The sequence below is a fragment of the Corynebacterium sp. HMSC036E10 genome, from assembly GCF_001836265.1.
In the GTDB taxonomy this organism is placed as follows: Bacteria; Actinomycetota; Actinomycetes; order Mycobacteriales; family Mycobacteriaceae; genus Corynebacterium; species Corynebacterium coyleae.
In genome coordinates this window covers 26699-47595 of the sequence record NZ_KV827978.1, presented here as the reverse complement: position 1 = coordinate 47595, position 20897 = coordinate 26699, and the positions used below count along the sequence as shown (strand labels likewise).

At 61.3% G+C, this 20897-nt stretch carries 17 protein-coding genes and 3 pseudogenes; 10 read left to right on the top strand and 10 right to left on the bottom strand.

The genetic code is table 11. The features are described from left to right. Positions 1-87 precede the first annotated feature (87 nt). Positions 88-1002: pseudogene (locus tag HMPREF2736_RS06840) on the bottom strand (IS3 family transposase); the annotation flags it as partial. Next, positions 996-1250, bottom strand: a complete 255-nt coding sequence (locus HMPREF2736_RS06835) for a transposase (RefSeq protein WP_244268753.1) — start codon at positions 1248-1250, stop codon at positions 996-998. The gene HMPREF2736_RS06835 and the pseudogene HMPREF2736_RS06840, both read right to left, overlap by 7 nt. A gap of 151 nt (positions 1251-1401) precedes the next feature. Here HMPREF2736_RS06835 and HMPREF2736_RS12670 point away from each other — a divergent pair. Further along, positions 1402-1776 (top strand): annotated as a pseudogene (locus HMPREF2736_RS12670) (IS3 family transposase); the annotation flags it as partial. A gap of 104 nt (positions 1777-1880) precedes the next feature. Here the strand turns inward: HMPREF2736_RS12670 and HMPREF2736_RS06830 are convergent. Both HMPREF2736_RS06830 and HMPREF2736_RS06825 read right to left on the bottom strand, forming a co-directional pair. Next, positions 1881-2174, bottom strand: a complete 294-nt coding sequence (locus HMPREF2736_RS06830; RefSeq protein ID WP_070362126.1) for an addiction module antidote protein — start codon at positions 2172-2174, stop codon at positions 1881-1883. Continuing rightward, complete coding sequence (locus HMPREF2736_RS06825; RefSeq protein WP_070482101.1) at positions 2171-2479, bottom strand: type II toxin-antitoxin system RelE/ParE family toxin; 309 nt, start codon at positions 2477-2479, stop codon at positions 2171-2173. The genes HMPREF2736_RS06830 and HMPREF2736_RS06825 overlap by 4 nt, the downstream gene beginning before the upstream one ends. 163 nt (positions 2480-2642) lie before the next feature. On the opposite strand from HMPREF2736_RS06825, the gene HMPREF2736_RS12780 reads away from it, so the two are divergent. Beyond that, the gene (locus HMPREF2736_RS12780; protein WP_256366010.1) at positions 2643-2774 is read left to right on the top strand and encodes a hypothetical protein; all 132 of its coding nucleotides are present in this window, start codon (positions 2643-2645) and stop codon (positions 2772-2774) included. 11 nt (positions 2775-2785) lie between these two features. Here the strand turns inward: HMPREF2736_RS12780 and HMPREF2736_RS06820 are convergent. The 4 genes and pseudogenes from HMPREF2736_RS06820 to HMPREF2736_RS06805 form a co-directional block, all read right to left on the bottom strand. Further along, positions 2786-7710, bottom strand: a pseudogene (locus HMPREF2736_RS06820) (DEAD/DEAH box helicase). Between the two features lie 210 nt (positions 7711-7920). After that, positions 7921-8319 (bottom strand): type II toxin-antitoxin system VapC family toxin, encoded by a 399-nt coding sequence (locus tag HMPREF2736_RS06815; protein WP_070771905.1) that lies wholly within the window; start codon positions 8317-8319, stop codon positions 7921-7923. After that, a complete protein-coding gene (locus HMPREF2736_RS06810; RefSeq protein ID WP_070771906.1) occupies positions 8319-8585 on the bottom strand; it encodes an antitoxin in 267 nt (88 codons plus the stop codon). The genes HMPREF2736_RS06815 and HMPREF2736_RS06810 overlap by 1 nt, the downstream gene beginning before the upstream one ends. Before the next feature lie 429 nt (positions 8586-9014). Next, positions 9015-11021: an exonuclease domain-containing protein gene (locus HMPREF2736_RS06805; RefSeq protein WP_070829225.1), complete on the bottom strand. Its 2007-nt coding sequence runs from the start codon at positions 11019-11021 to the stop codon at positions 9015-9017. 264 nt (positions 11022-11285) lie between these two features. Here HMPREF2736_RS06805 and HMPREF2736_RS06800 point away from each other — a divergent pair, with 264 nt between their 5' ends. Both HMPREF2736_RS06800 and HMPREF2736_RS06795 read left to right on the top strand, forming a co-directional pair. After that, entirely contained in the window at positions 11286-11720 is a 435-nt protein-coding gene (locus HMPREF2736_RS06800; RefSeq protein WP_070829224.1) for a hypothetical protein, read from the top strand. Further along, positions 11710-11928 carry a hypothetical protein gene (locus tag HMPREF2736_RS06795; protein ID WP_070421742.1) on the top strand — a complete coding sequence of 73 codons (219 nt, stop codon included), beginning with the start codon at positions 11710-11712 and terminating at the stop codon, positions 11926-11928. Before HMPREF2736_RS06800 ends, HMPREF2736_RS06795 begins: the two co-directional genes overlap by 11 nt. Before the next feature lie 3 nt (positions 11929-11931). On the opposite strand, the gene menE is transcribed toward HMPREF2736_RS06795, so the two are convergent. Beyond that, positions 11932-13083 (bottom strand): o-succinylbenzoate--CoA ligase, encoded by a 1152-nt coding sequence (gene menE, locus HMPREF2736_RS06790; protein WP_083323010.1) that lies wholly within the window; start codon positions 13081-13083, stop codon positions 11932-11934. Positions 13084-13170: 87 nt separating this feature from the next. Between menE and HMPREF2736_RS12540 the strand changes: the two genes are divergently transcribed. From HMPREF2736_RS12540 to HMPREF2736_RS06765, 5 genes are all read left to right on the top strand, one after another. After that, positions 13171-14154 (top strand): hypothetical protein, encoded by a 984-nt coding sequence (locus HMPREF2736_RS12540; RefSeq protein ID WP_070829223.1) that lies wholly within the window; start codon positions 13171-13173, stop codon positions 14152-14154. A gap of 54 nt (positions 14155-14208) precedes the next feature. Further along, the gene (locus tag HMPREF2736_RS06780) at positions 14209-15321 is read left to right on the top strand and encodes a sensor histidine kinase (protein WP_070829222.1); all 1113 of its coding nucleotides are present in this window, start codon (positions 14209-14211) and stop codon (positions 15319-15321) included. Beyond that, the gene (locus HMPREF2736_RS06775; protein ID WP_070482109.1) at positions 15318-15956 is read left to right on the top strand and encodes a response regulator; all 639 of its coding nucleotides are present in this window, start codon (positions 15318-15320) and stop codon (positions 15954-15956) included. Before HMPREF2736_RS06780 ends, HMPREF2736_RS06775 begins: the two co-directional genes overlap by 4 nt. Before the next feature lie 65 nt (positions 15957-16021). After that, entirely contained in the window at positions 16022-16723 is a 702-nt protein-coding gene (locus tag HMPREF2736_RS06770) for an ATP-binding cassette domain-containing protein (RefSeq protein WP_070452480.1), read from the top strand. Next, positions 16720-18135 (top strand): ABC-2 family transporter permease, encoded by a 1416-nt coding sequence (locus tag HMPREF2736_RS06765; RefSeq protein WP_070829221.1) that lies wholly within the window; start codon positions 16720-16722, stop codon positions 18133-18135. The genes HMPREF2736_RS06770 and HMPREF2736_RS06765 overlap by 4 nt, the downstream gene beginning before the upstream one ends. Here HMPREF2736_RS06765 and HMPREF2736_RS06760 read toward each other — a convergent pair. Beyond that, positions 18132-19118 carry a hypothetical protein gene (locus tag HMPREF2736_RS06760; protein WP_070829220.1) on the bottom strand — a complete coding sequence of 329 codons (987 nt, stop codon included), beginning with the start codon at positions 19116-19118 and terminating at the stop codon, positions 18132-18134. The two genes, HMPREF2736_RS06765 and HMPREF2736_RS06760, sit on opposite strands and share 4 nt — an antisense overlap. Before the next feature lie 234 nt (positions 19119-19352). On the opposite strand from HMPREF2736_RS06760, the gene HMPREF2736_RS06755 reads away from it, so the two are divergent. Then, positions 19353-20807 (top strand): PepSY-associated TM helix domain-containing protein, encoded by a 1455-nt coding sequence (locus tag HMPREF2736_RS06755; protein WP_070421748.1) that lies wholly within the window; start codon positions 19353-19355, stop codon positions 20805-20807. Positions 20808-20897: the final 90 nt, after the last annotated feature.

Sequence of the window (20897 nt, the reverse complement as noted above, 5' to 3'; positions counted from 1 at the left end):
GCGGATGAACCCGACAGCGTTTTCCACATTGCCTGGGCTGTGTCAAATTTTGTGGACGGGTAAACCCGTTGTGTTTGGTTGTGGGGGTTAGGCTGCGGCGGCGTGTGTGTCGGCGCAGCGGGTTTTGAATTGGCGCATTGCTTCGGCGGGGATCAGCCCGGTGGTGGAGTGGATGCGGCGGCGGTTGTAGTACGCCTCGATCCAGTGTCCGACTTCGTAGCGGGCGTCGAACTTCGACGCGAACTGCTTCTTTTCGTACAGCAGATGCAGCTTCAACGTGGAAAACATCGACTCCGCAACCGCGTTGTCCCAGCACACACCGACCGCGCCGGTGCTTAAACGCACATCGAGTTTCTTGGCTGTTTGCGCGAACTGCTTCGAGGTGTATTGCGAGCCGCGGTCGGAGTGAAACACCGCGTTGCCCGCGACGAAACCGGCCGCGTGCGCCATGGTCAGCGCGTCGACGACAAGTTGCGCACTCATCCGGTCTGCGATCTGCCACCCGACAACCATCCGTGTGCTCAGATCGATCACGACGGCCAGATACATCCATCCCTGCGCGGTGCGCAGGTAGGTGATGTCGCCGCACAGATAGGTTGTCGGCATCGCGGGGTAGAAACGGCGCCGAAGCAGATCAGCTCGTGCGCTCGCCTGCGGGTCTTGGATCGTGGTGCGTTTAAACGCGCGACGGTACTTGGTGTGCAGCGTGTTGTCAGCCATGATCTTTCGCACCGTATACAGCGTGGTTGCAACGTTTTGGGCCTGAAGCTGCCGGTAGATAGTGCGCGCCCCGGCAAAACCGTTGTGCTCGTTGAAGATCTCGATAACCAGATCGGTAATCGCCGCGCGTTTCGCCCGCGGTGTGCCACCGGCCGGCGGAGTATCTCTACGCTTGCACCAGGCGTAATAGCCGGAGCTAGATACTTCCAACACACGACACATCATTGACACTGGGTAGCGGGGGCAGGGGTTGCCTTCTTCGTGGAAGTGGGCAATTACCGCGAAGAGGTCCTCGTGGTGTGCTCCGTGGCGAAGAAGGCGGCCGCTTTTTTTAAAAACTCGTTTTCACGCTCGAGCTCTTTGATCCGCTTTGCCATCTCTGCCGGGTCCTGCGACGCGGCATCAGCAGCGCGCATGTGGCTGCCGGAACCAGTGCCCAAGGTGCCTTCGGCTTTGGCCACCCAGCGTCCCAACGACGAGGACGACACCCCGTACTCCTGGGCCACGGCACCACGAGTCTTGCCGAACATCAACACCTCATCAATGCACTGCTGACGAAACTGATCCGAATACTTACGCGGCATGATTCAGTCCTTCCAGATCGGTGGGTTTCACCGTCCACCGGAATCATGACACCCCAGACCGCGGCACCATCGAAGTACGGTGCCGCCAACATCAACTATGAAAGAAACCCCCTCGCAGTACCGGGTACGCGGAACACCGGTACCAACTACGCGGACTCGCGGTACCAACTACCCCAAATCGACACCAGCAACGTTCTACCGCTTCCAGGCCCGTGGTTTCGGGCCCACCCCTGCCGAGCTGGATGAGGCTTACACCGCGCACCGGCTCTTTGAGCTGTGGCAGGCCAATCGGCGGGTCTACGGGCGACGAAAACTATGGAAAGCCGCCCACCGGGCAGGCTGGAACATCGGCCGTGACCAGGTGCAACGCCTCATGAATATCCTTGGAATCGCGGGTGTACTCCGGCGCAAGACCACACGCACCACCGTTGCTGATCCCTCCGCCGAGCGTTTCCCGGATCGTATTCAACGGGCCTGGTCGCAGGCTCCGCGATCCACCACTGATCGGCGGATAGAGGCCGGACGGGCTGAGCAGAGGCACGTTTGGTTTATTGGTGATGTGATTCCAGTAGGTATCTAGGCATTTTGTGTAGCGAGAGTTATTTTGAGTCCCAGGGCTTTCATGATTTTCGTGATAGCCGCAAAGGACGGGTTACCGTCTTTTGATAGTGACTTGTAGAGGGATTCACGGTTGAGTTGAGTCTCTTTAGCGAGCTGGCTCATGCCGTGTGCCCTTGCAATGTCACGCAAAACCACCTGAACGGTTTTCGTATCGCCGTCTTCGAGTGCGATAGCCAGGTAATCGTTCACTGCTTCTTGGCTATCGAGATATTTGCTTGCATCGAACGCTGAAAATGTTACTTCCTTCACGACTGTTCCTCCCTTACCTGTTGTGCGAGCTTTTGAGCGGTTCGAATATCTTTATCCTGGCTGGATTTATCTCCTCCGGCCAGCAGGAAAACCGTTATTGCGCCTAGTCGGGTGTAGTACACCCGATAGCCGGGCCCGAAATGAAATCTCATCTCGCTAACCTTCTCGCCAACGGGTTTGATGTCTCCAATCATTCTTCCGTGTGCTTCGCATCGGGCTATTGCATACAAAATGCGTCGCTGAGCATGTTTGTCTTTTAGCTCACCTAACCAGGCGTCAAACAAGCTGCTGGAAATGATCTCCACACGCCCAAGTGTAGCCTAAAAGCTACATGGCTCAAGTGGGGAATACGCCTCTCATGGCTGACTCCTCTTTCGGTTTGAAGATTGGTGATGACGCCAGGAAAGCGTCTAAAGACGCTAAAGACGCATGCAGACTTGAGGGTGCGGTTGATGAGTTGAGGTCGAGGTGGATGACACGTCCGCTATGGCCCGGATCTTCGGTGAGGTGTTCAAGGTCAACCTGGCGGCTGAGGGGCCACCGCACCGCTTTTCGATCATCCGCGATGAAGCCACGCTCTCGAGCCTCAACTGGCAATGAACCGAACGGCGTTATTCTCGCAGCCCCTCCACGATCCGTACCGTCTCCACCGCAACCCGGGTCACCTTGCCAATCAGATCCACGATGTAGCGCGGGTTGCCAACCTCATCGGCCCAATCGTTCGGGTCGTTGACAATCCCAGACGCCTTGTCCTTCTTCACCTGGTAGCGATCAATCAGCCACGCCAACGCGGAACGCGACCCCAGCATGTACTCATCAGCCTCAGCCGGGATACCCGCGATGGTGACCCGCTTGTTGTAAATCAACTTGGTCACGTCGTTGACGTTCTTGTCGGTCTCTGGGTCCTTCTTACGTGCCCACTTCATCTTCAACACACGCCAGGTCTCCGGGTCGGACTCGTCGCCCTTGACCGCGATATCCAGCGGGTACGGCTGCACATCCTCGTACCCGACGTGCAGGTCCATCAGTTCCTTGCCGGAACGCGCCAACTTGTCGAACTCTTCACGCGAACCCGGCGTTTCAATGTGCGGCAGCATCTTCTTCAAATCCGCCGCGTACGCCTCCCGATAGTTCGGGTCGTGCAGCTTGCCGTACACGAAGTGGAAAATGTCGTCCCCAGAGACATCCCCGCCCAGCGCGCCCCGGTAGAGCGCCTTGATCTCGTCGGTGATGTTGTCCTTGCGCACATAACCCGCAACGACCTCTCCGACCTGTCCATACATCGAGGACTCGCCTTCGCTTATCGACGCCCCTTCGCCGAACAGCCCACCATCTTCAGCGTCCACGGGCTCCCAGGTGAAACGGGGGAAGAACTGGGAAGATGCGATCGTGTGCAGATCAGGAAGGACATTCATCGCCAGAGCGGAGAGTGACACAGTCTCGCCGGGACTGGTGATGACAAATCCGATGTTGTTGTGCTGAAGCGTAGGAAACATCGTTGGCAATTGCGCCTGACGATGGTTCCACATGGGGTCAAAATAGACATGCTGTTTACTGAACGGCCGATAAAGTGAACTTCTGAGTCCGTCTCGCTCAAATTTCGTTTCTTTGTAGCGTCCGAGCTGGGGCACCAAACTTGAAGACCACTTGATCTTTCTAGCATCGCTATGTTCGGGGAAAGCCTCCAAGAAAGCTTGGGCATCTCCTTCAAAAGAGCTGAATTCGTTCAAAGCTTCGTTGTAACGGTGAATGGTCAACTGCATGTTTTCACAAAGTCCAGTAAACGAATAGTTGTATGCCCAAGCATCGCGGTTCGTGCCGAGTCCTAGGGAATGGGCTTCAAAAAATCTCAGACCGTTTGTCTTCTTTTCGCCGATCACCGGCCAGGTGGCGAACTCGTCGCTGCGCTGATTCAGCCAGTCCCCGTGCTGGTTCGGCACAACTGGTTGCCATTCAACATTCTCAATTGTCGAAGTATCGACAATCGCGAGCTTTTCCTTTGCAGATAGGTAGTCTCCAATATCTCGGTAGTGCAGATCGAACCCAGCTTTATTCGGGTCCTTGATTCCGATCAAGATTGATACGGACGCTCGAGAACCGGAACCAAACACCTTGCCGCCCTCTTTGCGGGATTGCTCGCCAGCGGTGCGCTGGTTGCCCCTCAAATTGAACAAATACACGTCGCTAAAATCTTCGGCTAGCGAAAGCCGTACTCCATCACCAGTGTTGGCGTCCACCCAACCGCCGTTAGAGACAAATGCAACAACTCCCTGGTTGCCAATCCGGTCGGTTGCCCATCGGAACGCGCGCAAGTAAGCATCGTAAAGAGTTCGTTGTGAAGTAGCTGTCGATTTAGCCCCGTAGGTTTCACGGATCCTTGCGTCCAGCGTCGGGTACTTCAGGTTCGCGTTGTTGTCATTAGCGCTTGTCTGACCTACCGAGTACGGCGGATTGCCCACGATCACGTTGATCGGTGCTTCCTTCTGCCGGACGATGCGCTCGTTGTTGTTCTTGAACACCGTCAGATCCAGGATGTCGCCGTCCTCGTGGATCTGGAAGGTATCGGCAAGCGCAATGCCCTCAAACGGCACATACTCCGGCTCGGGCAGGCCCTCGCGCTGCGCGGCCTCGGCCTGCAACGCGTTAAACGTCGTCTCGATATTCACCGCAGCCACGTAATACGCCAGTAGCATGATCTCAGTGGCGTGCAACTCGTTGGCGTACTTTCGGGCCAGGTCCTTCGGGTCGATCAACCCGGACTGCAACAGTCGAACCATAAAGGTGCCGGTGCCCGTAAACGGATCCAGGATGTGCACGCTCTCGTCCGTAAGCCCGCGGCCGAAGTGCTTCTCCGACACGTCATTGGCAGCGCGCAGGATAAAGTCCACGATCTCGACTGGGGTGTACACAATGCCCAGTTTTTCGGCGTCGCGCTTGAATGCCTTTTGGAAGAAACGCTCGTAGAGCTCCTTGATCACCTGCTGCTTACCGGAAGCACTTGTGACTTCAGAGGCGCGCACCCGCACCGAGGCATAGAACTTCTCAAGCGAATCAGTCTCAGCATCCAGGTCACTATCGTCGAGGGCGTCAACCATGCGCTGCATGACCTGGGAGACCGGATTATGGGCGGCGAAATCGTGATCGCTGAACAGCGCGTCAAATACCGGGGCGGTAATCAGGTGCTGGGAGAGCATGCTGATCGCCTCGTTCTCGGAGATCGAGTCGTTGAGATTGCCGCGCAGGCCATCGACGAAGCGATCGAACTCGCGCTGCAACTTCGGGCTCGCGTGTTCCAGCAGCTTGTGAATACGGGTGATTTGGTTTTCAGCGATTACCGCGACATCGTCGGCCCAGTCTTCCCAGTAGGTTCGGGTGCCGACCTTGTCCACGAGTTTGGTGTAGATCGCCTCCTGCCACTTCTCTAGGGAGAACAGTGCGACCTGCTCGGAGGTGAGCTCTGAAGTTTCGTACCCAGGGGTCGAGTCGTTCTTATCCAGCTCTGCTTTTGCTTTTTCGACTTCGACATGAGTGACATCGATCGGAAGCTCATCAGGCTTGTCGCCGTTCAAACCAATCGAGTTCACCTTGGCGTTAAAGCGGTCATCATGAGCACGCAGCGCGTTGAGAATCTGCCAGACCACCTTGAAACGAACGTTGTCGTTCAGTGCTTCGGATGGCGACTTCCCAGGAGGAACCGCGACGGGGAGGATGATGTAGCCGTAGTCCTTGCCTTCGGACTTACGCATCACACGGCCGACAGACTGAACTACGTCGACCATGGAATTGCGTGGGTTGAAGAAGATCACCGAGTCCAAACCAGGCACGTCAACGCCCTCAGAGAGGCATCGCGCGTTGGTAAGGATGCGAGTTTCGTCCGGTTCCATGGATGCCTCGAGCCACGCGATCTTGTTGCCACGTTCCATCGCGTTCATGCTGCCGTCGACATGCTGTACCGCTACGGACAAGTCCACGTTGTGAAGAGAAACATCGTTGGTCGCAGCATGCTCACGAAGCGTTTGTTGGTGGCTTGCGATGAGTCCGGGGTAGGTCTCCGCAATGAGCTTCGAAGTCTTAATGTCCTTCGCAAACGCCACGGTGCGTTGCATCGGTGCGGCGTTTTCTTCGAACCCGCCCTTCTCGCCTTGCAATTTGCCGGAACGTTTTGCGAGTGCGTTCCACGCACCGATCATCGCTGACGCGGTGGTGAGGTTCATGCCTTCCTGCGTGTGTCGAGCCAATGCTTCGGCAGCGACATCCTCGTCCACGGTCATCACCAAGACGCGGTAGTCGGTGAGTAGGCCCTTATCCACCGCTTCACCAAATCCGAGTCGGTGAAACTCTGGACCGTAGATGGCCTCGTCGTCCATGGACGCTAGTTCGGCTGAGTGTTCTTCGGCTTTGGTTTTGACGGAGTCGTCGAAAAGCCGTGGCGTCGCTGTCATGTATAAGCGACGAGCAGCCTTGATGTAGTCGGCATCGTGGATACGAACGAAGTTGGATTCATCCGCGCCAGCGAGTGTGACACCGGTGGTGCGGTGGGCCTCGTCGCAGATAACGAGGTCGAAATCGTCCAGCCCTTTCGCCTGAGCATCATGCACTGCGGGTAAGGACTGGTAGGTGGAAAAGACGACGTGCAGACCACTGGCGCGCTTACCTTGCGAGAAAAGGGAAGCGATGTCGTCACCATCAGTGGAGACAGGAACCTCGAGGTCGTACGAAGCGATGTCCTCGGCCTGGCGGCTGGCTTTGTTATCGGAGCAAACCGCGAAGCTCTTCAGATCTAGACGTGCCTGCGCAGTCCACTCGCGAAGTGTTTGTGCGAGCAGTGCGATGGAAGAACGAGGAAGAGGACGCGAGCCCTCCCCCCCCCCTTATCCTTTGCAACTTGTTCAGCTAAGCGGAGGGCTGTGAACGTCTTTCCGGTTCCGCAGGCCATGATGAGCTTGCCTCGGTCGTGCGTATTGAACCCGGCCATAACGTTTTCGATCGCCTGCTGCTGGTGCGGACGCGGCTCGAATGTTTCGCGTCGGGTGAGACGAACCTGCATCTCAGATCCAGGGAACACGACATCCCAGTTCACCGGTGATTCTGCGATCTGATTGAAGCCGATACGGCTGGTGGGAATCTGCTGGTTTTCCAGAGTGTCCTCCGCATTTTTCGACCACTTATCAGTCGTCGAAATGATGTAGCGGTGAACGAAGTGTTCGACGCTCGACTCAGTCTCAAACGAGCGACCGGAGGCTTCGAAGAACGAATCGATGTGCTGCTTTTGGATGCTCGTGGTCGGCTTGTAGAACTTGGCCTGGATTGCCACCCATTTACCGTCGTCCTTACGGCGTGCGACCAGGTCAATGCCTGTATCGGCTTTGCCACCGTTATAGCGCCACTTATCCCAGCGCTGAACCTCGTCGAACTGCGCAGAGAGTACGGGATCGGTTTTGAAGAAGTTGACCATCAACTTCTCAAACGCGAGCCCGTACTTGCCCTGGGGCTGGTTCTCACGGAGCTGATCGAGGACTTCGCTGAATGACGACATGTGCATCATTTTGCCCCTAAGGTGCAATTCTTACGCTTTAGGGGGTGTTTATTTTCCCAGATCACATCGATCAAGGCCGTTACACTCGAGATCGCCACGGTATCGAGGCGGGGACGCCGGTGCTCGGGTGTGCGGTCTGCAGGTGCATCGTCGCTCCTTGGGGGCAGGGCGCAGCGGGGTTCGTCGATAAGTGATGGCGCTATGGAGCCGCTACAACCGCCAGTCCTCTATTTGTAGCAATGGGACACGGGAGAACTCCCGGGTGTTGGCGGTAACGAGAACGCAGTCGTTTGCCCGTGCCTGAGCTGCTATCCACAAATCGTTGGGACCGATTGGCTGTCCGATCGCCTCTAGCTCCAAACGGATGTCAGCGTAAAGAGCTGCCTCGGACGCTCCGGTTCCGACTACCTGGTACGCCTGCTCGAGTTGCTTGACAGCATCGGTCCGACGAATCGACGTTGACTTACCCGCACCAACCCGCAGCTCTCCAAGGACAATGGAAGACAGCACGATGTCGTCGGCTCGAGTTACGCGCATGCGTTCGAGGACATTGGCGTTACTGCGACGAAGGGCATCGATCCACACATTTGTGTCTAGGAGGAAGCGCATCATTCATCCCACGTTGGGATCGGATCTAGGGGGAGATCAGAGGGTTCTTCGAACTCGTCCGCCCACCCATCCGGTAAATCGGCAGTGATCACATCGAGCACATCGAGAGCCGAGAGCGGCTCAGGAGAGACGTAAAGCTTGCCCCCAATCTTTTTCAGCCAAACCGTTTCAGAATCGAAACGAAAGTCCTTGGGAATTCGGATTGCTTGACTGTTGCCCGACATGAAGACCGTGGTTTCGACGGAGTCTGCTGCAGCCTCAGTCATGAACACCTCCTCGTATATATGACGTAATATATACGGTTTGGGACGTCAGGACGAGCACTCTGGCTAGAACAGCTCCCGCACCGCAGCCCGGTCGACCCTGCCCAGGCCCAACTGCGACAGCGCCGGCAGGATTTTTGATGAGTCATCGATTACACGGGGTCTGTGCAACTCCGTGCGGTATTCATTGCCGTGGTCCTACTCTTGGCGGAGATTCCTTCGAGTAGAGCCTCATTCGCTGAAACTGACCGGATACGTCGATTAGTATGCTTTGCCTGCAGTTACCTCGAGGAAGAACCATCGACGCGCGCAATTTGTCATCTTTGGGTCGCGGTTCCACGATGTACAGCCGGTTCCACGACAACAAGCTTGCCGACCTTCTGCTCGCCGAGGCTGTTACCTGGGAACGATAAGGGGGCAGCGTGGACTCCTTTAATTCCGGAACTTGCCAATCAGTGTCATCGCGCCAGAAATTGCAGCGGTCAGCCCTCCCATGAGGAATCCCATAGCGAACACACCGGCGATGAAGGACTCGGCTTCTGGGTCGAAGGTTTCCAAGCACAGACCGAACAGGAAGAAGCACAGCACGCCGATGCCCGCAGACCACTTGAACACCGTGGATGGGTTCGGGCGCTTCCTCGGTGGGGTGGCGGGTTCCATTGGGGCGACGTTGTACTGCGTCGGAGTGGTGAGAACCGGCGTGTAGCGCGGGGCATGCGCTGCGGCAAGCAGTTCTTCTGGGGACAGTTCGGTAGGGTCTTGCTGCGATTCCGGCGCGTACTGCGGCTCCGGGGAGGTTTGCGGTCTCGGCTCCTGCGCTGGTGCGGTTTGAGGCGTCGGGGGAGTAGCAAGCTGTGGCGCTGGCGCGGACGCAGGTTCTTCAACGCCGTCGGCGGCGAGATCCACAACCATTTCCACGAGTTGGCTGCGGCGCTTCGGGCCGACGCCGGGCAGGTCCAGCAGGTCGTTGGCGCTGACACTCAGCATCTCTGGGTGCTCGAGGCTCCACACGGCGAGGTAGCGGTCGATGCCCGCGCCGGTTGCCTCTGGGACGTGGTGGGGTTTGAGGTTGTCGGCGAGTTCGTGAAGCGGACGGTCCGGGTGCAGCGCAATCCAGGCGGCGGCGATGCGTGCGCTCGACGCGCCGGTGGTGCGGACCTGGTCTGGGGTGAGCCAGGAGAACTGCTCTGGTGCCTCGGCAGCGACGGAGGCAGTGGCAACAGGCGCAGCGGCAACGGCAGCGTCGCCGGAACCCGCAGGCGCAGCGGCTTCGGCGGTGTCGTCCATGGCTTTGAGCAGTTGGGCGAAGCGGGTTTCGCCGATGATGGGCACACCGTTCTCGCGCGCTTTTTGTGCCTTGCCGCTCATGGAATCCGGGTTGGCTGCGACGAGAACGGCGCAGGTCTTGGTCACGCCGCCGACATCCAGTCCGGCAGCGGCGGCACGCTCGGTCCAGGTATCGCGTGGGATGGTCAGGGCGCCGGTGAAGGCGACGCGATCGCCGGGGTGCAGGGTGAAGGTGGAAGGGGTTGGGCCGGTGAGGGGGTCGTCGAGAAGCGAATGCACGAGAGCGGGATCAACGCCGAGCGCTTCTGCAATGCTGAGCAGGGTTGCGCGTTCCTCGTCGGTGATTATGCCGTCTGACCAGGCTTCGACGGCAAGTTGGCGGGTGAACTCCTCGTTGATCGCCTCGACATCATCGGCGCTTAGGCCTGCGGCGATGGCGGTGGACTCGAGTTGGCGCATTTCGGTGCGGGAAATCTCGCGGTCTACAAGCGCGCGAGTCAGTTCGGCACGGTAGGTGGCTTCATCCTTGGTGCCGGCCTCAGGCAATGTGCGCGAAAGCTGGCCCGCCCAGGAGGGGGCGCCGCCGCGGGGAAGCGTGCGGACCTCGGGCGCGGGAGTGGTGAACAGCGCAGACGGATAGTGAGCGATATCCGCGCGGTGGTTCGCGTGCAGGTACGCGAGGAGATCGGCGGTGGCCTGGGCATCCGCAAGCGCAGAGTGCGCCAAACGGTTGTGGATCTGTGCGATGGCAAGCGCCTCGCTGAGTTTGCCCACGCCAAGGTGCTGCTTGGTCAGGCGCATCGTGTCCAACCACTCACACATGCCATCCTCAGTGCCGGCGCGCGCGAACTCGTTGGCCAGGAAGCGGCGCTCAAACGACGCATTATGCGCCACCAACGTGCGGCCGTTCAGCAGCGCACCAAGATACGCGGCAACATCGCCGAACACCGGCGCATCCACGACGTCCGTCGCCGTGATCTTATGAATGTAACTGTTCGGAATGTCACGCTCCGGCTGGATCAACGTCTCCCACGTGCCTTCCACCGTGAGGTCGGGACGCAGCAGCACCACGCCGATCTCCACAATGCGATCGAGGTTGCTCAACCCCGTCGTCTCCAGATCGACCACCGCAAACCCGTGCTGTCGGTCCATTCCTGCTCCTTATATCCGAACTGTGTAAGCGCGATTTTCGACGCCACCATCAACCTAAAGCACGTGCCGACGCGGTCAGGTGGGTTGTCGGTCGGGTGTTCGGATGCAAGGAGCTCGGCGTGGTCTCTCAAACCCAGAACCTAGAGCTGGCTGAGGCAGAGGTACGCGAAGCAATTGCGTTTCAGTCCGGACTTCGTGCCGACGAATTTGAGGTTGAGGTGGCTGCGATGGAACCGTAGGTGGCTTCGCCCCGTCTAACTCAATATGAAGAACTCGATTTACTTACCGTGGCTGCTTACAGGGCTGGCTGTTGCCACGTCAGTGGGATACGCAATTGTGCTTGCCCTGGGGCCACCAAATATGACCGTGCCTGTACTGGACTTTTCTGCAAAGATCATCGGACCGGTTGGCGCGGCACTCATTGCATGGGCAGGCGTTTCCCACACAGTGATGAACACGCGTGTGCAGGACACAGCCAAGGAATGGCATCACGACCTGAGGTGGGCATCAGAGCTGTGTGTTTCGGAGAAGCCACTAGAGGTAGCGATTGGCACGTCGGTGCTTGATGAGCTCAGCGAGCATAGGTTTCTCAATTCGGAGCAAGCTAGCATGGTCAACAGGATTGGAGAGGCTGTTGTAGGTGGCCTTTTCAACCAAATTGATCCCATTGCGGAAAGGAGTGCGCACGATGAGACCTAGGTACGAGGAGTTGAAATCTCTCGACGGTGTGAGCATTTCGCGGCCGCCACATATGGGAGAGATTGCCGCTGCGCGATTTCTGGTCAAACAGATTGAGCAGGGAAGAAGCGACGGCGAGTTGTCGCCGTTTCTGCTTTGGGTTGCAAACTACGGCACCCCTGACGAGCCACCCGGGCCGATCATTCAGCCCCGCGACCAGTCTGCCTAACCGCTAGAACAGCTCCCGCACCGCAGCCCGGTCGACCTTGCCCGGACCCAACTGGGGCAGCGCCGGCACAACCTTGAGTTCCTTCGGTACTTGCCAGCGTGCGATTTCACCGGTGTCCTCGGCGTCCGCAAACGCGTCCATGATGTCCGCCACGCTCGCAGACCCGGTGTACGCAGCGCAGATGCGTTCGCCGAAGCGCGCATCTTGCTTACCGACGACACACGCACCCGTCACCCCATCCACCTTGAGCAGGAACGTCTCCAGCACTTCGGGGTGGAGTTTGAGGCCGCCGGAGTCGATGATGTTGTCGATGCGTCCGTGGACGGTGAGGTGGTCGTCGATAAGCGAGCCCGCGTCGGAGGTGCGGAACCAGCCGTCCTTGAGATCATCGGAGGGCGCCTGCGATCCGACATTGCGGTAGCCGCGCGCGACCATGGGGCCGCCGAGGTGGATGCGGCCGTCGATGATTTTCACGCGGGCGCCGGCGATGGGCACGCCGTCGTAGACGCAGCCGCCGGAGGTTTCCGACGAGCCGTAGGTGGTCACCACGTTGATGCGCAGTTTCTTTGCCGACTCGAGCAGACGCGGGTTGGTCGCCGCCCCGCCGACCAGCACCGCGGAGAAGGTCCGCAACGCGTCGATGCCCTTGAGCGTCGAGGTCGCCTTGGCCAGCTGCATCGGGGTCAACGCCGTGTAGGTGCGCTCGCCGGTGCTGGCCAGGTCGTGGGCGTGGTGGGCGAACTCAGCGACATCGAAACCGTTCGTGAGGTCCACAAACGCCGGTTCCACACCCGCGACCATGCTGCGCACCAGCACCTGCAGGCCCGCGATGTACGCCGCCGGCATGGCCAGCAGCCACTGGCCTTCGCCACCCAACGCCTGGTGGGTCGCGTCCGCGCTCGAGATCAGGTTCGCCGGGGTCAGCATCGCGCCCTTCGGCTTGCCCGTGGACCCGGAGGTGGAGACGACGAGGGCGATGTCGTCGTCGATAGGCGCGCCGGGCTCCAACGTGTTGCGCAGCAGGTTCGTGCGCGCCGGGTCGTTCGTCGGCACCGGCAATAGCGCGCGCTGGCCGGTCAACGCCTCCTCGAGCGCGGGCATGATAGCCAGCGGATTCGCGGGATCGACGGGCAGAAGTTCGAGCAGGTTCGTCACAGCGTACGAGCGTAGCCGGTGGGATTTCGCGCGCCGCGAAGGCCGCGATGTGTAACACCTGTTTGCGAGCCCACCGATAGAACAAGCATGAAGAAGTTCATCGCATCGGCCGTCGCCGCGGCGACCGCCTTCACCGTCACTGTCCCTACGACCCACGCCGCCACGCTCACGCCCACCGAGCAAGGCCAGTGCCGCGTCACCCTCAACGACGCCGAGCGCGGCCCCGCCTGGCAAGCCGAGCGCATCGCGAAAACCCTCACCCACGGCATGTACGCCACCGCCGTCACCGAAGCATTCGAGGCAACTTTCGAGGGGCTCAAGCCGCTTGGCGACGACCACCTCACCCAACCGGCCATCATCGCCGTCCAGGAAATCCGCCTGGCAGGCGAGGAACCCGGCGCCCGCCCCGACTACGACGCCGCCCGCGCCGCCACAAAGGCCAAACTGGCAGAACTGGGCCTGACCTCCACCGACGCCGACTTCTACCTGGACATGAAGCAGGGCTCCCAGATCCCGCTCTCACCAGCAGGCAAAGCGCTGAAGGGCTCGGCGGGCTGGTACATCGGCATCGACGGCTCCGTGCCAGAAGTAAACGACCTTGGCCCGGACTACGAGTTCGGCCGCACCGGCGCGAACACCGCCCGCTTCCTCAAGCACATGCCCGAGTGGCAGCGCAACGCGTTCGCCGCCAACATGTCCAAGACCTACTTCGGTCAAGCCTTCGACTCGCTCGAGTCCCGCTACTACCACCCGCTGAGCAGGGCAAAGAAGTGCGACGACAATCCGCCGCTGCTCTTCAGCATGCAGAACGCGGAACTGCCCGCTGCACCGGAGCTGAAGAACACGCTGCCCGGCAAGCCAGCCGACCCGGATAAGCCGGCGCCGACTCCGGGCACCCCTGCGCCTGACACCCCTACGCCGGAACCACCGAAGACCTTCGACGCGAAGCTTGCAGAGATCATCGGCATCATCGCCGCCGTGCTCACCGCACTGGGCGCCCTGTTCGCCCTGCTGAAGACCGCCGGCTTCAACGTGCCGGACTTGCCCCAGATCCCCGGCCTGAACAAGTAGATCTCCTCCTCGGGGAGGAGGTGCGGGGCGGGGGTCGTCGATAGGCTTACGCCCATGCGCTACAAACCGGGTGACCTTGTGCTCGCGGTCGCTGTCGCCATTTTGGCGGCGGTGTACACCGCGAGTGCGTTTACCCAACCCATAGACGCGGCAGGTTGGGGCCAGGCCGTGCTGTCGTGGGGCTTTGTCGCGGTGTGCGTGGTGCTCACGAGCAAGCCGAAGTTCTCCTCGGTTGCGCTTATCGCGCTGAATGTTGCCTGGTCGACGATGTGGCTGGCCGCGCCGGTAAACCTTGGGTTTTCGCCGTGGGTGCTGGCGGTTCCTGTCGCTACGTTTATCTCTGGACGGTTCACCGAGAAACGCTTCGCGTTGGTTGTGCTTTCCGCCGCGTGCGGGTGGGCGCTGCTGTCACCGTTCATGTGGACGTGGGACGACAACTTTGTGTTGTTCTACCGGCACGGGGTCGATCTCGGGATCACGCTTGCGCTGCACTGGGGTGCGAGTGCGGTGGGGTATCTCCTGGGGGCGAATGTGGCGGCTGAGGATGAGGTGCGTCGTCGAGAAGCGAACGCGAAAGAGCAGCGCCTCGCAGCGGCGCGCGAGGAGGAACGCCGCGCCATTGCCCGCGATATTCACGACCTTCTCGGCCACTCGCTGACCCTGATCAAAGCGCAGGCCAATGCTGGTTTGGCGGTGGGGCAGGAGCGGGAGGCGCTGCAGCAGATCAACGAGGCCGCAGGGCAGTCGTTGTCGGAGATTCGCCTGCTTGTGCGGGGTCTGCGTGAGAGCGACCATGCGTTTTCGCCGGCGGCGGGGATCCCTGACCTGCCGTCGTTGGTGCAGCGCTACCGCGACGCCGGCGTGGAAGTATCGCTGGAAGCACCAGCAGTGGATGTCTCCCCGGTGACCTCGCTTGCTACCTATCGCATCGTGGCTGAGGCACTGGCAAACGCGGCGCGCCACCAAGTCGATCCCACTGTGACGGTTCGGGTCGCACCGGGCGAGACCGTGGTGGTAGAAGTCGTTTCTACCGGCCAGATTCGACCCCAACCAGGCACCGGCGTCGGGCTGGAGGGGCTGCGTGAACGCGCGGCGAGTGCCGGTGGCACGCTGAAGACATGGCAGTCAGGGGAGACGTTTACCGTGCGGGCGGAGTTGGCAGCATGATCCGCCTGCTTCTTGCCGACGACCAACCGCTCCTCCTCAGCGCCCTCCGCACCATCTTGGACGCCCAGGACGACATCACCGTCGTCGCCACCGCCGCCGACGGCGCCGAAGCCGTGGAGAAAACCCGCGCCCACCGCATCGACGTGGCGGTGCTGGACATCCGCATGCCGGTGCTCGACGGCATCACCGCCGCCCGCACGATCATGGAGATGGGCCCACGCGTGATCATGCTGACCACCTTCGACGACGACACCTTGATCCATGCAGCTATCGACGCCGGCGTGCACGGCTTTCTCCTCAAAGACGCCGAACCCGACGTCTTGGCCAACGCCGTACGCGCCGTCGCCCGCGGCGAATCGGTCCTGGCCCCCGGAGTCACCGGTCGCGTGATGGAGTGGGTCCGCGACGGGGGAGCCACCTCAGAATCAGCAGCTGCGCTGGAGGGGCTGACGCAACGCGAACGCGACGTGCTCGCGGAGATTGGCCGCGGCGCGACGAACGCGGAAATCGCCGCCACGCTGTTTATTGCAGAGACCACGGTGAAAACGCACGTCTCTAACCTGCTTGCCAAACTTGGCGCGCGCGACAGGGTGGCGCTCGCCTTGATCGCCCAGCGCGCCGGGATCTCCTCCTAGAGGAGGAGGCAGTGTGGTCCCGCCGGCCGATGTGGTCGCCTTGTTCGGCGACGACCATGAATGCCATGACTGATACCCAACTTGCTTGCCGCGGCGTGGTCGTGTCCTTCGGGGACCACCATGTACTTCGCGACGTGTCGTTGACCACCACCCCGGGCCGAGTCCACGCACTGCTCGGCCCCAACGGCGCGGGTAAATCGACGCTGATGTCGGTGCTGCTCGGCCTGATCGAACCCGATGCCGGCGAGGTGACACTGATGGGGCAGCCGTTTGACCGTTCGGCACTGCGCCATGTCGGCGCCTCCATCAACGACCCCGCCTTTTACAGCCACCTCAGCGCCCGCAACAACCTCCGCGTCCACACCACGCTGCTGGGCCTTCCCGACAGCGAAGCCGACCGGGTTCTCGAACTGGTTGGCCTCCAAACCGCGGGCAAGAAGAAAGCCGGCAGTTTCTCCACCGGCATGAAAGGCCGCCTTGCGCTCGCCCAAGCGCTGCTCGGCGAGCCAGAGGTGCTTATTCTCGACGAACCACAAAACGGCCTCGACCCTGAAGGCATTGCCCACCTGCGCGACTACCTCCGCGAATACGCGCGAGCTGGACGCACCGTCCTGGTCAGTTCCCACCAACTCGGCGAAGTACTCCACATGGCCGACGACGCCACCGTGATCGCAGGCGGCGGCGTCCGCTTCGCAGGCGAGCTCGCGGAACTCGGCCCCAACCTAGAAGAGTCGTTCTTCCGGCTCACCTCCGGTGGTGACCGATGAACCTCCTACACGCCGAATGGATCCGTGCGCGCGGCTCCATGCTGTGGTGGCTCGCCGGAGCAGGCCTGCTGGTCGGCGTGCTGCTGACGTTGTTCGCCCTGGCCGGAAACGTCGAAACCGCGACGAACCTGCTCTACCCGCAAGGCCTGTTAGTCACCGGCATGGCTGCTCCCGCCGCCGCACTGTTCGCCGGTTTGGCCGAAACCCGCGAGCGTGACGCCCGCGGCGGCGGCACATTGTGGCGGCCGGTTTCACCCAAGCGCACCCGCGCCGCCCGCATAGTCGTGGTGTGGCTGGCGCTGGCCGCGTTCGTCGCCTTCGACTTTGTCGTGCCGTTTGCCGCCGGCCTCGTATTCAACCTGGACAACACGGCCTCGATCGCACTCGTCGGCCTATTTGTGTGGCTGGGCATGCTCGGACCCGCAGGCCTCGCCGCCGCTGCCACGCGACGCATCGGGATCCTGCCAACCATCATCCTCGGCTTCGCATTCACCATCGGCCTCGGCTACTTCGCCGAGCGCGACTGGTGGTGGATAAACCCCGGCGCCTGGCCAACCCGGTTGGCGCTGCCGACCATGGGCCTGCACTTCAACCTGCTACCCCTCGACGCCACCGACCCCATGGCGGGGGAATCTCCCATTCCCGCCCTCACCCTCACACTGCTACTCGCAGCAATTGGCTTTGTAGTGGCCGCCCTCGTACCACCGCGCACCCGACCCATACTGCGCCGCCGCCGAGTCCACCACGTCACCGCACCGCTGGCCACTTCTCCGGCGACGCCGCGCCCCGAAACCACCGGATACGTGGCTGCGGTGAAGGGGGTTGCGATGGCGGCGAGGGTGTCGTCGATAGGCGTCTTGCTCCTGCTCACCGCCCTGGTGCTGCTGTTCTCGCTGGCATACCCGGTGGACGTGCGCGAGGCGCTGTTCGCCTACGCCATCCTGCCGGTTGGGGCCGGCGTGCTGCCCACCCTCGTGTGGCCGAAACTGCGTCCCGCCTGGGCGCTCATGCAGGTCGAACACCCACACGTCCGCGCCGCATTGGCCACTTGGTGCGTTGGAGTCGTCGCCCTCGTGTGCGCGTTCGGAGCGGCCGTGGTTGGCGACGCACGCTTCGGACTCCTCGCGTTCCTCGCAGGCAGCGTATTGGCCCTCACCGCACTTGCCATCACCGTCCGCTTCGGCGTGGCGTGGACGCTGGCCACGACGATCCTGGTCACGATCGTCTCCGCCACGATCGGCGGCGACGTCCTCGCACAGTCCGCACTATGGATCCTCGCCGTCCCCGCATGGCCAATCACCGCCACCGGTGCACGCGTGTGGATTGCGGCTGCGGTGGGGTTAGCGCTGCTGGCAGTCGTTGTCGCGGCGCTGATGCGGGTGCTGCGCGGCATGCGCCCAGTGCGACGCTAACCCGCCGGGGTCAGGCGTCCATCTGCCGTGTAGCGACCATCGGGGGAGTTGTAGAAGGCGTGGGCGTGGTTGTCGTCGATAAGCAAATGCCACGTGCCGCCGTTATCGCAGGTGCCCTCGGTGATCGTCTCGCGGAAGCCATCCTCGGTTTTCGCGAGGTGGCCCGCGCAGCCAAGGTCCGGGTACGTCACCGCGGTACCGTCCGCGGTCGGCGCGAACCGGACGCGGAACTGCTCACCCTGCAGGTGCTCCACCTTGGACACCTGCCCCATCGTGCCCTCCAACGGACCACGCAGTGTTGCGCTGCCGATCTTGTCCAGCGCCGCCGCGTCCGTCGTCGGGTGCCAGGTGATCCGTGTGACATCGCTGAGCGGATTGCCGACGACCGTCTCCTCCGGGCCCCACACCTTTTCCAGACGCTGACCCCGCAGTTCGAAGTGTGTCACGTGCATCTTGGGGCCGTCCGTTTCGTACTGGTCCAAGCCCGGCTGCGTGCCGTTGGTGAACACTGTCGGGTAGGGCTCGTCCGAGTCGACGAGGTAGTCCTTCGTCCAGGTGACCTCGCCGTTCTGGGCCCGCAGCACGCGCACCGGCGATGGGTTGCCGTTGGCCGCGCCTGCGTCTGGGCCTGCGTCTGGGGCTGCGCTGACGCCTGCGCGGAGCAGCAGTTCGGGTTCGAGATCGCCGTTGATGTCCAAAACGTCGTAGGTGAACGTGCCGTCGAGATCCGCGAGGTCCGCGAAGAAGCGCGCCGGGTCCGCGATCGCTTCCGCGTACAGGTCACGGATCGAAGCGGTCGGTGTCGCTGACGCCGTGGTCGCGTCGGTTGACGTTTCGTTGGTCGGTGCGCTAGTCGGTGCGCTGACCGTCTCGTGAGAAACGACCGTCGTTGTTTCCGGTGCAGGCGTTTGGATTGGTTCGGTCTCCGTGCCGCAGGCAGCCAGCAGGAGAGTGGTGGCGAGGATCGGTACGTGACGTTTCATGGCACCACGCTACCGAAAGCCCAAAAGACGATATCGGGATTTGGCATTCTCGCCGGAGCACGACTTGGGGAAACGGCGTCGGCAAGGTGCTAAAACCCGATATCGTCTTTTGGGCTATCCGACAGATCAGGACAGGATCTGCCAGGCGCTTTGGAAAATCGACATCTGTTGGGAACTGGCGGGCCAACGCATCCGACTAAAAATGCGTCCCTGTATCAACCGAAAGGTGTATGTGTGTCCAGTACTGTTCAACGGCGCAGCGGCCTGCCCGCGCTGACCAGAAGAATCCATTTTTACGCGGGCCTGTTCATTGCCCCGTTCATCTTTGTCGCCGCGCTAAGTGGCGCTCTCTACGCGGTCGCTCCGTCGCTCGAAAACGTCGTCTACAAAGACGTGCTGACCGTTCCCGCCTCCGACACCAACGCCCCGCTGGCCAGCCAAATCAGGGCCGCGCAGGACACACACCCGGACATGGATGTGGCGCAGGTGTGGCCGTCGTCGACACCCGATGAAGCAACGCGCGTTTTGCTTATCGACGAATCCCTCACCGAAACAAACCAACTCCGCAGCATCTTCGTCAACCCCCACACCGGTGACGTCATTGGCGACGAGCCAACCTACTCCGGCCTCGGCGAACTCCCGCTGCGCTACTGGATCTCGTCGCTACACAAGAGCCTCCACCTCGGCGAGGTCGGCGAGCTTTACGCAGAGGTGGCAGCCAGCTGGCTGTGGGTCGTCGCCCTGGGCGGCCTGTACCTGTGGTGGCGGATGGCCCGGAAGCGAGCCCTGGTTGGGTTGGAGAATGCGACGGGGCGTCGTCGTAAAGTGCTGAACTTGCACGGCGTAGCCGGAACCTGGCTGCTCGTGGCCATGCTGGGACTGTCCGCCACAGGCATCACCTGGTCCGTATTCGCCGGCGAAAACGTCGACCGCACAATCACCTGGTTGGGCGGCAAAGCAGAACCGATCGAAACCTCCCTGGTCGCCGACGCGGAAGCCGCCCCAGCCGACGAGCACGCCGACCACCACCCCGCCAGCGCACACGGAGCCGAAGGCCTGACCAAGGACGAGGTGGCCGACCAAGCCGCCACCGTCCTCGAAACCGCCCGCGCCGAAGGCCTCACCGGATCAGTGCGCCTCTTCGTCCCCAAGAACACCGACGAGGCGTGGCAGGCCAGCGAGCGCTGGGTGCCGTGGCGCACCACCTCCGACGCCGTGAGCGTGAACGGCCAAAACGGTGACCTTGTAGACAAGCTCCCATTCTCTGAACTGCCACTGTTCTCAAAACTGACCAGCTGGGGCATCTACCTGCACATGGGCATCATGTTCGGCCTGCCTCTGCAGATCCTGCTCGCTATCTGCGCGCTCGCGATCTGCGCCATGGTCGTGATGGGCTACATCCTCTGGTGGCGACGCCGCCCAACAAAGAACGCCATCGCCGGCGTCCCAGGTCAGGCTGATCTCACCGGCCGCGACTGGGCCATCCTCGCCGTCGTAGCGATCCCGGTCGGCCTGTTTCTGCCGCTACTCGGCCTTACCTTCGCCGCGATGCTTGTTGCCGATCGGTTGCTGGCCCGCCGCCGCACGGCATTTACGACGCCCGAAAAAGAACCTGTTCCCCTGGCTGCTGACGAGCGGGTCGGAGTCTCCGGAGACGAGGCTGAGCTTGGCTTAGTTGAGGTTGGCTGAGGCAAGCGTGGCGGCGCGTTCCTGACAGATCACGGCGGAATCTGTCAGTCGCCGGCATCGCGCCTGGTCAGAAATCGCCCCTGACAGATT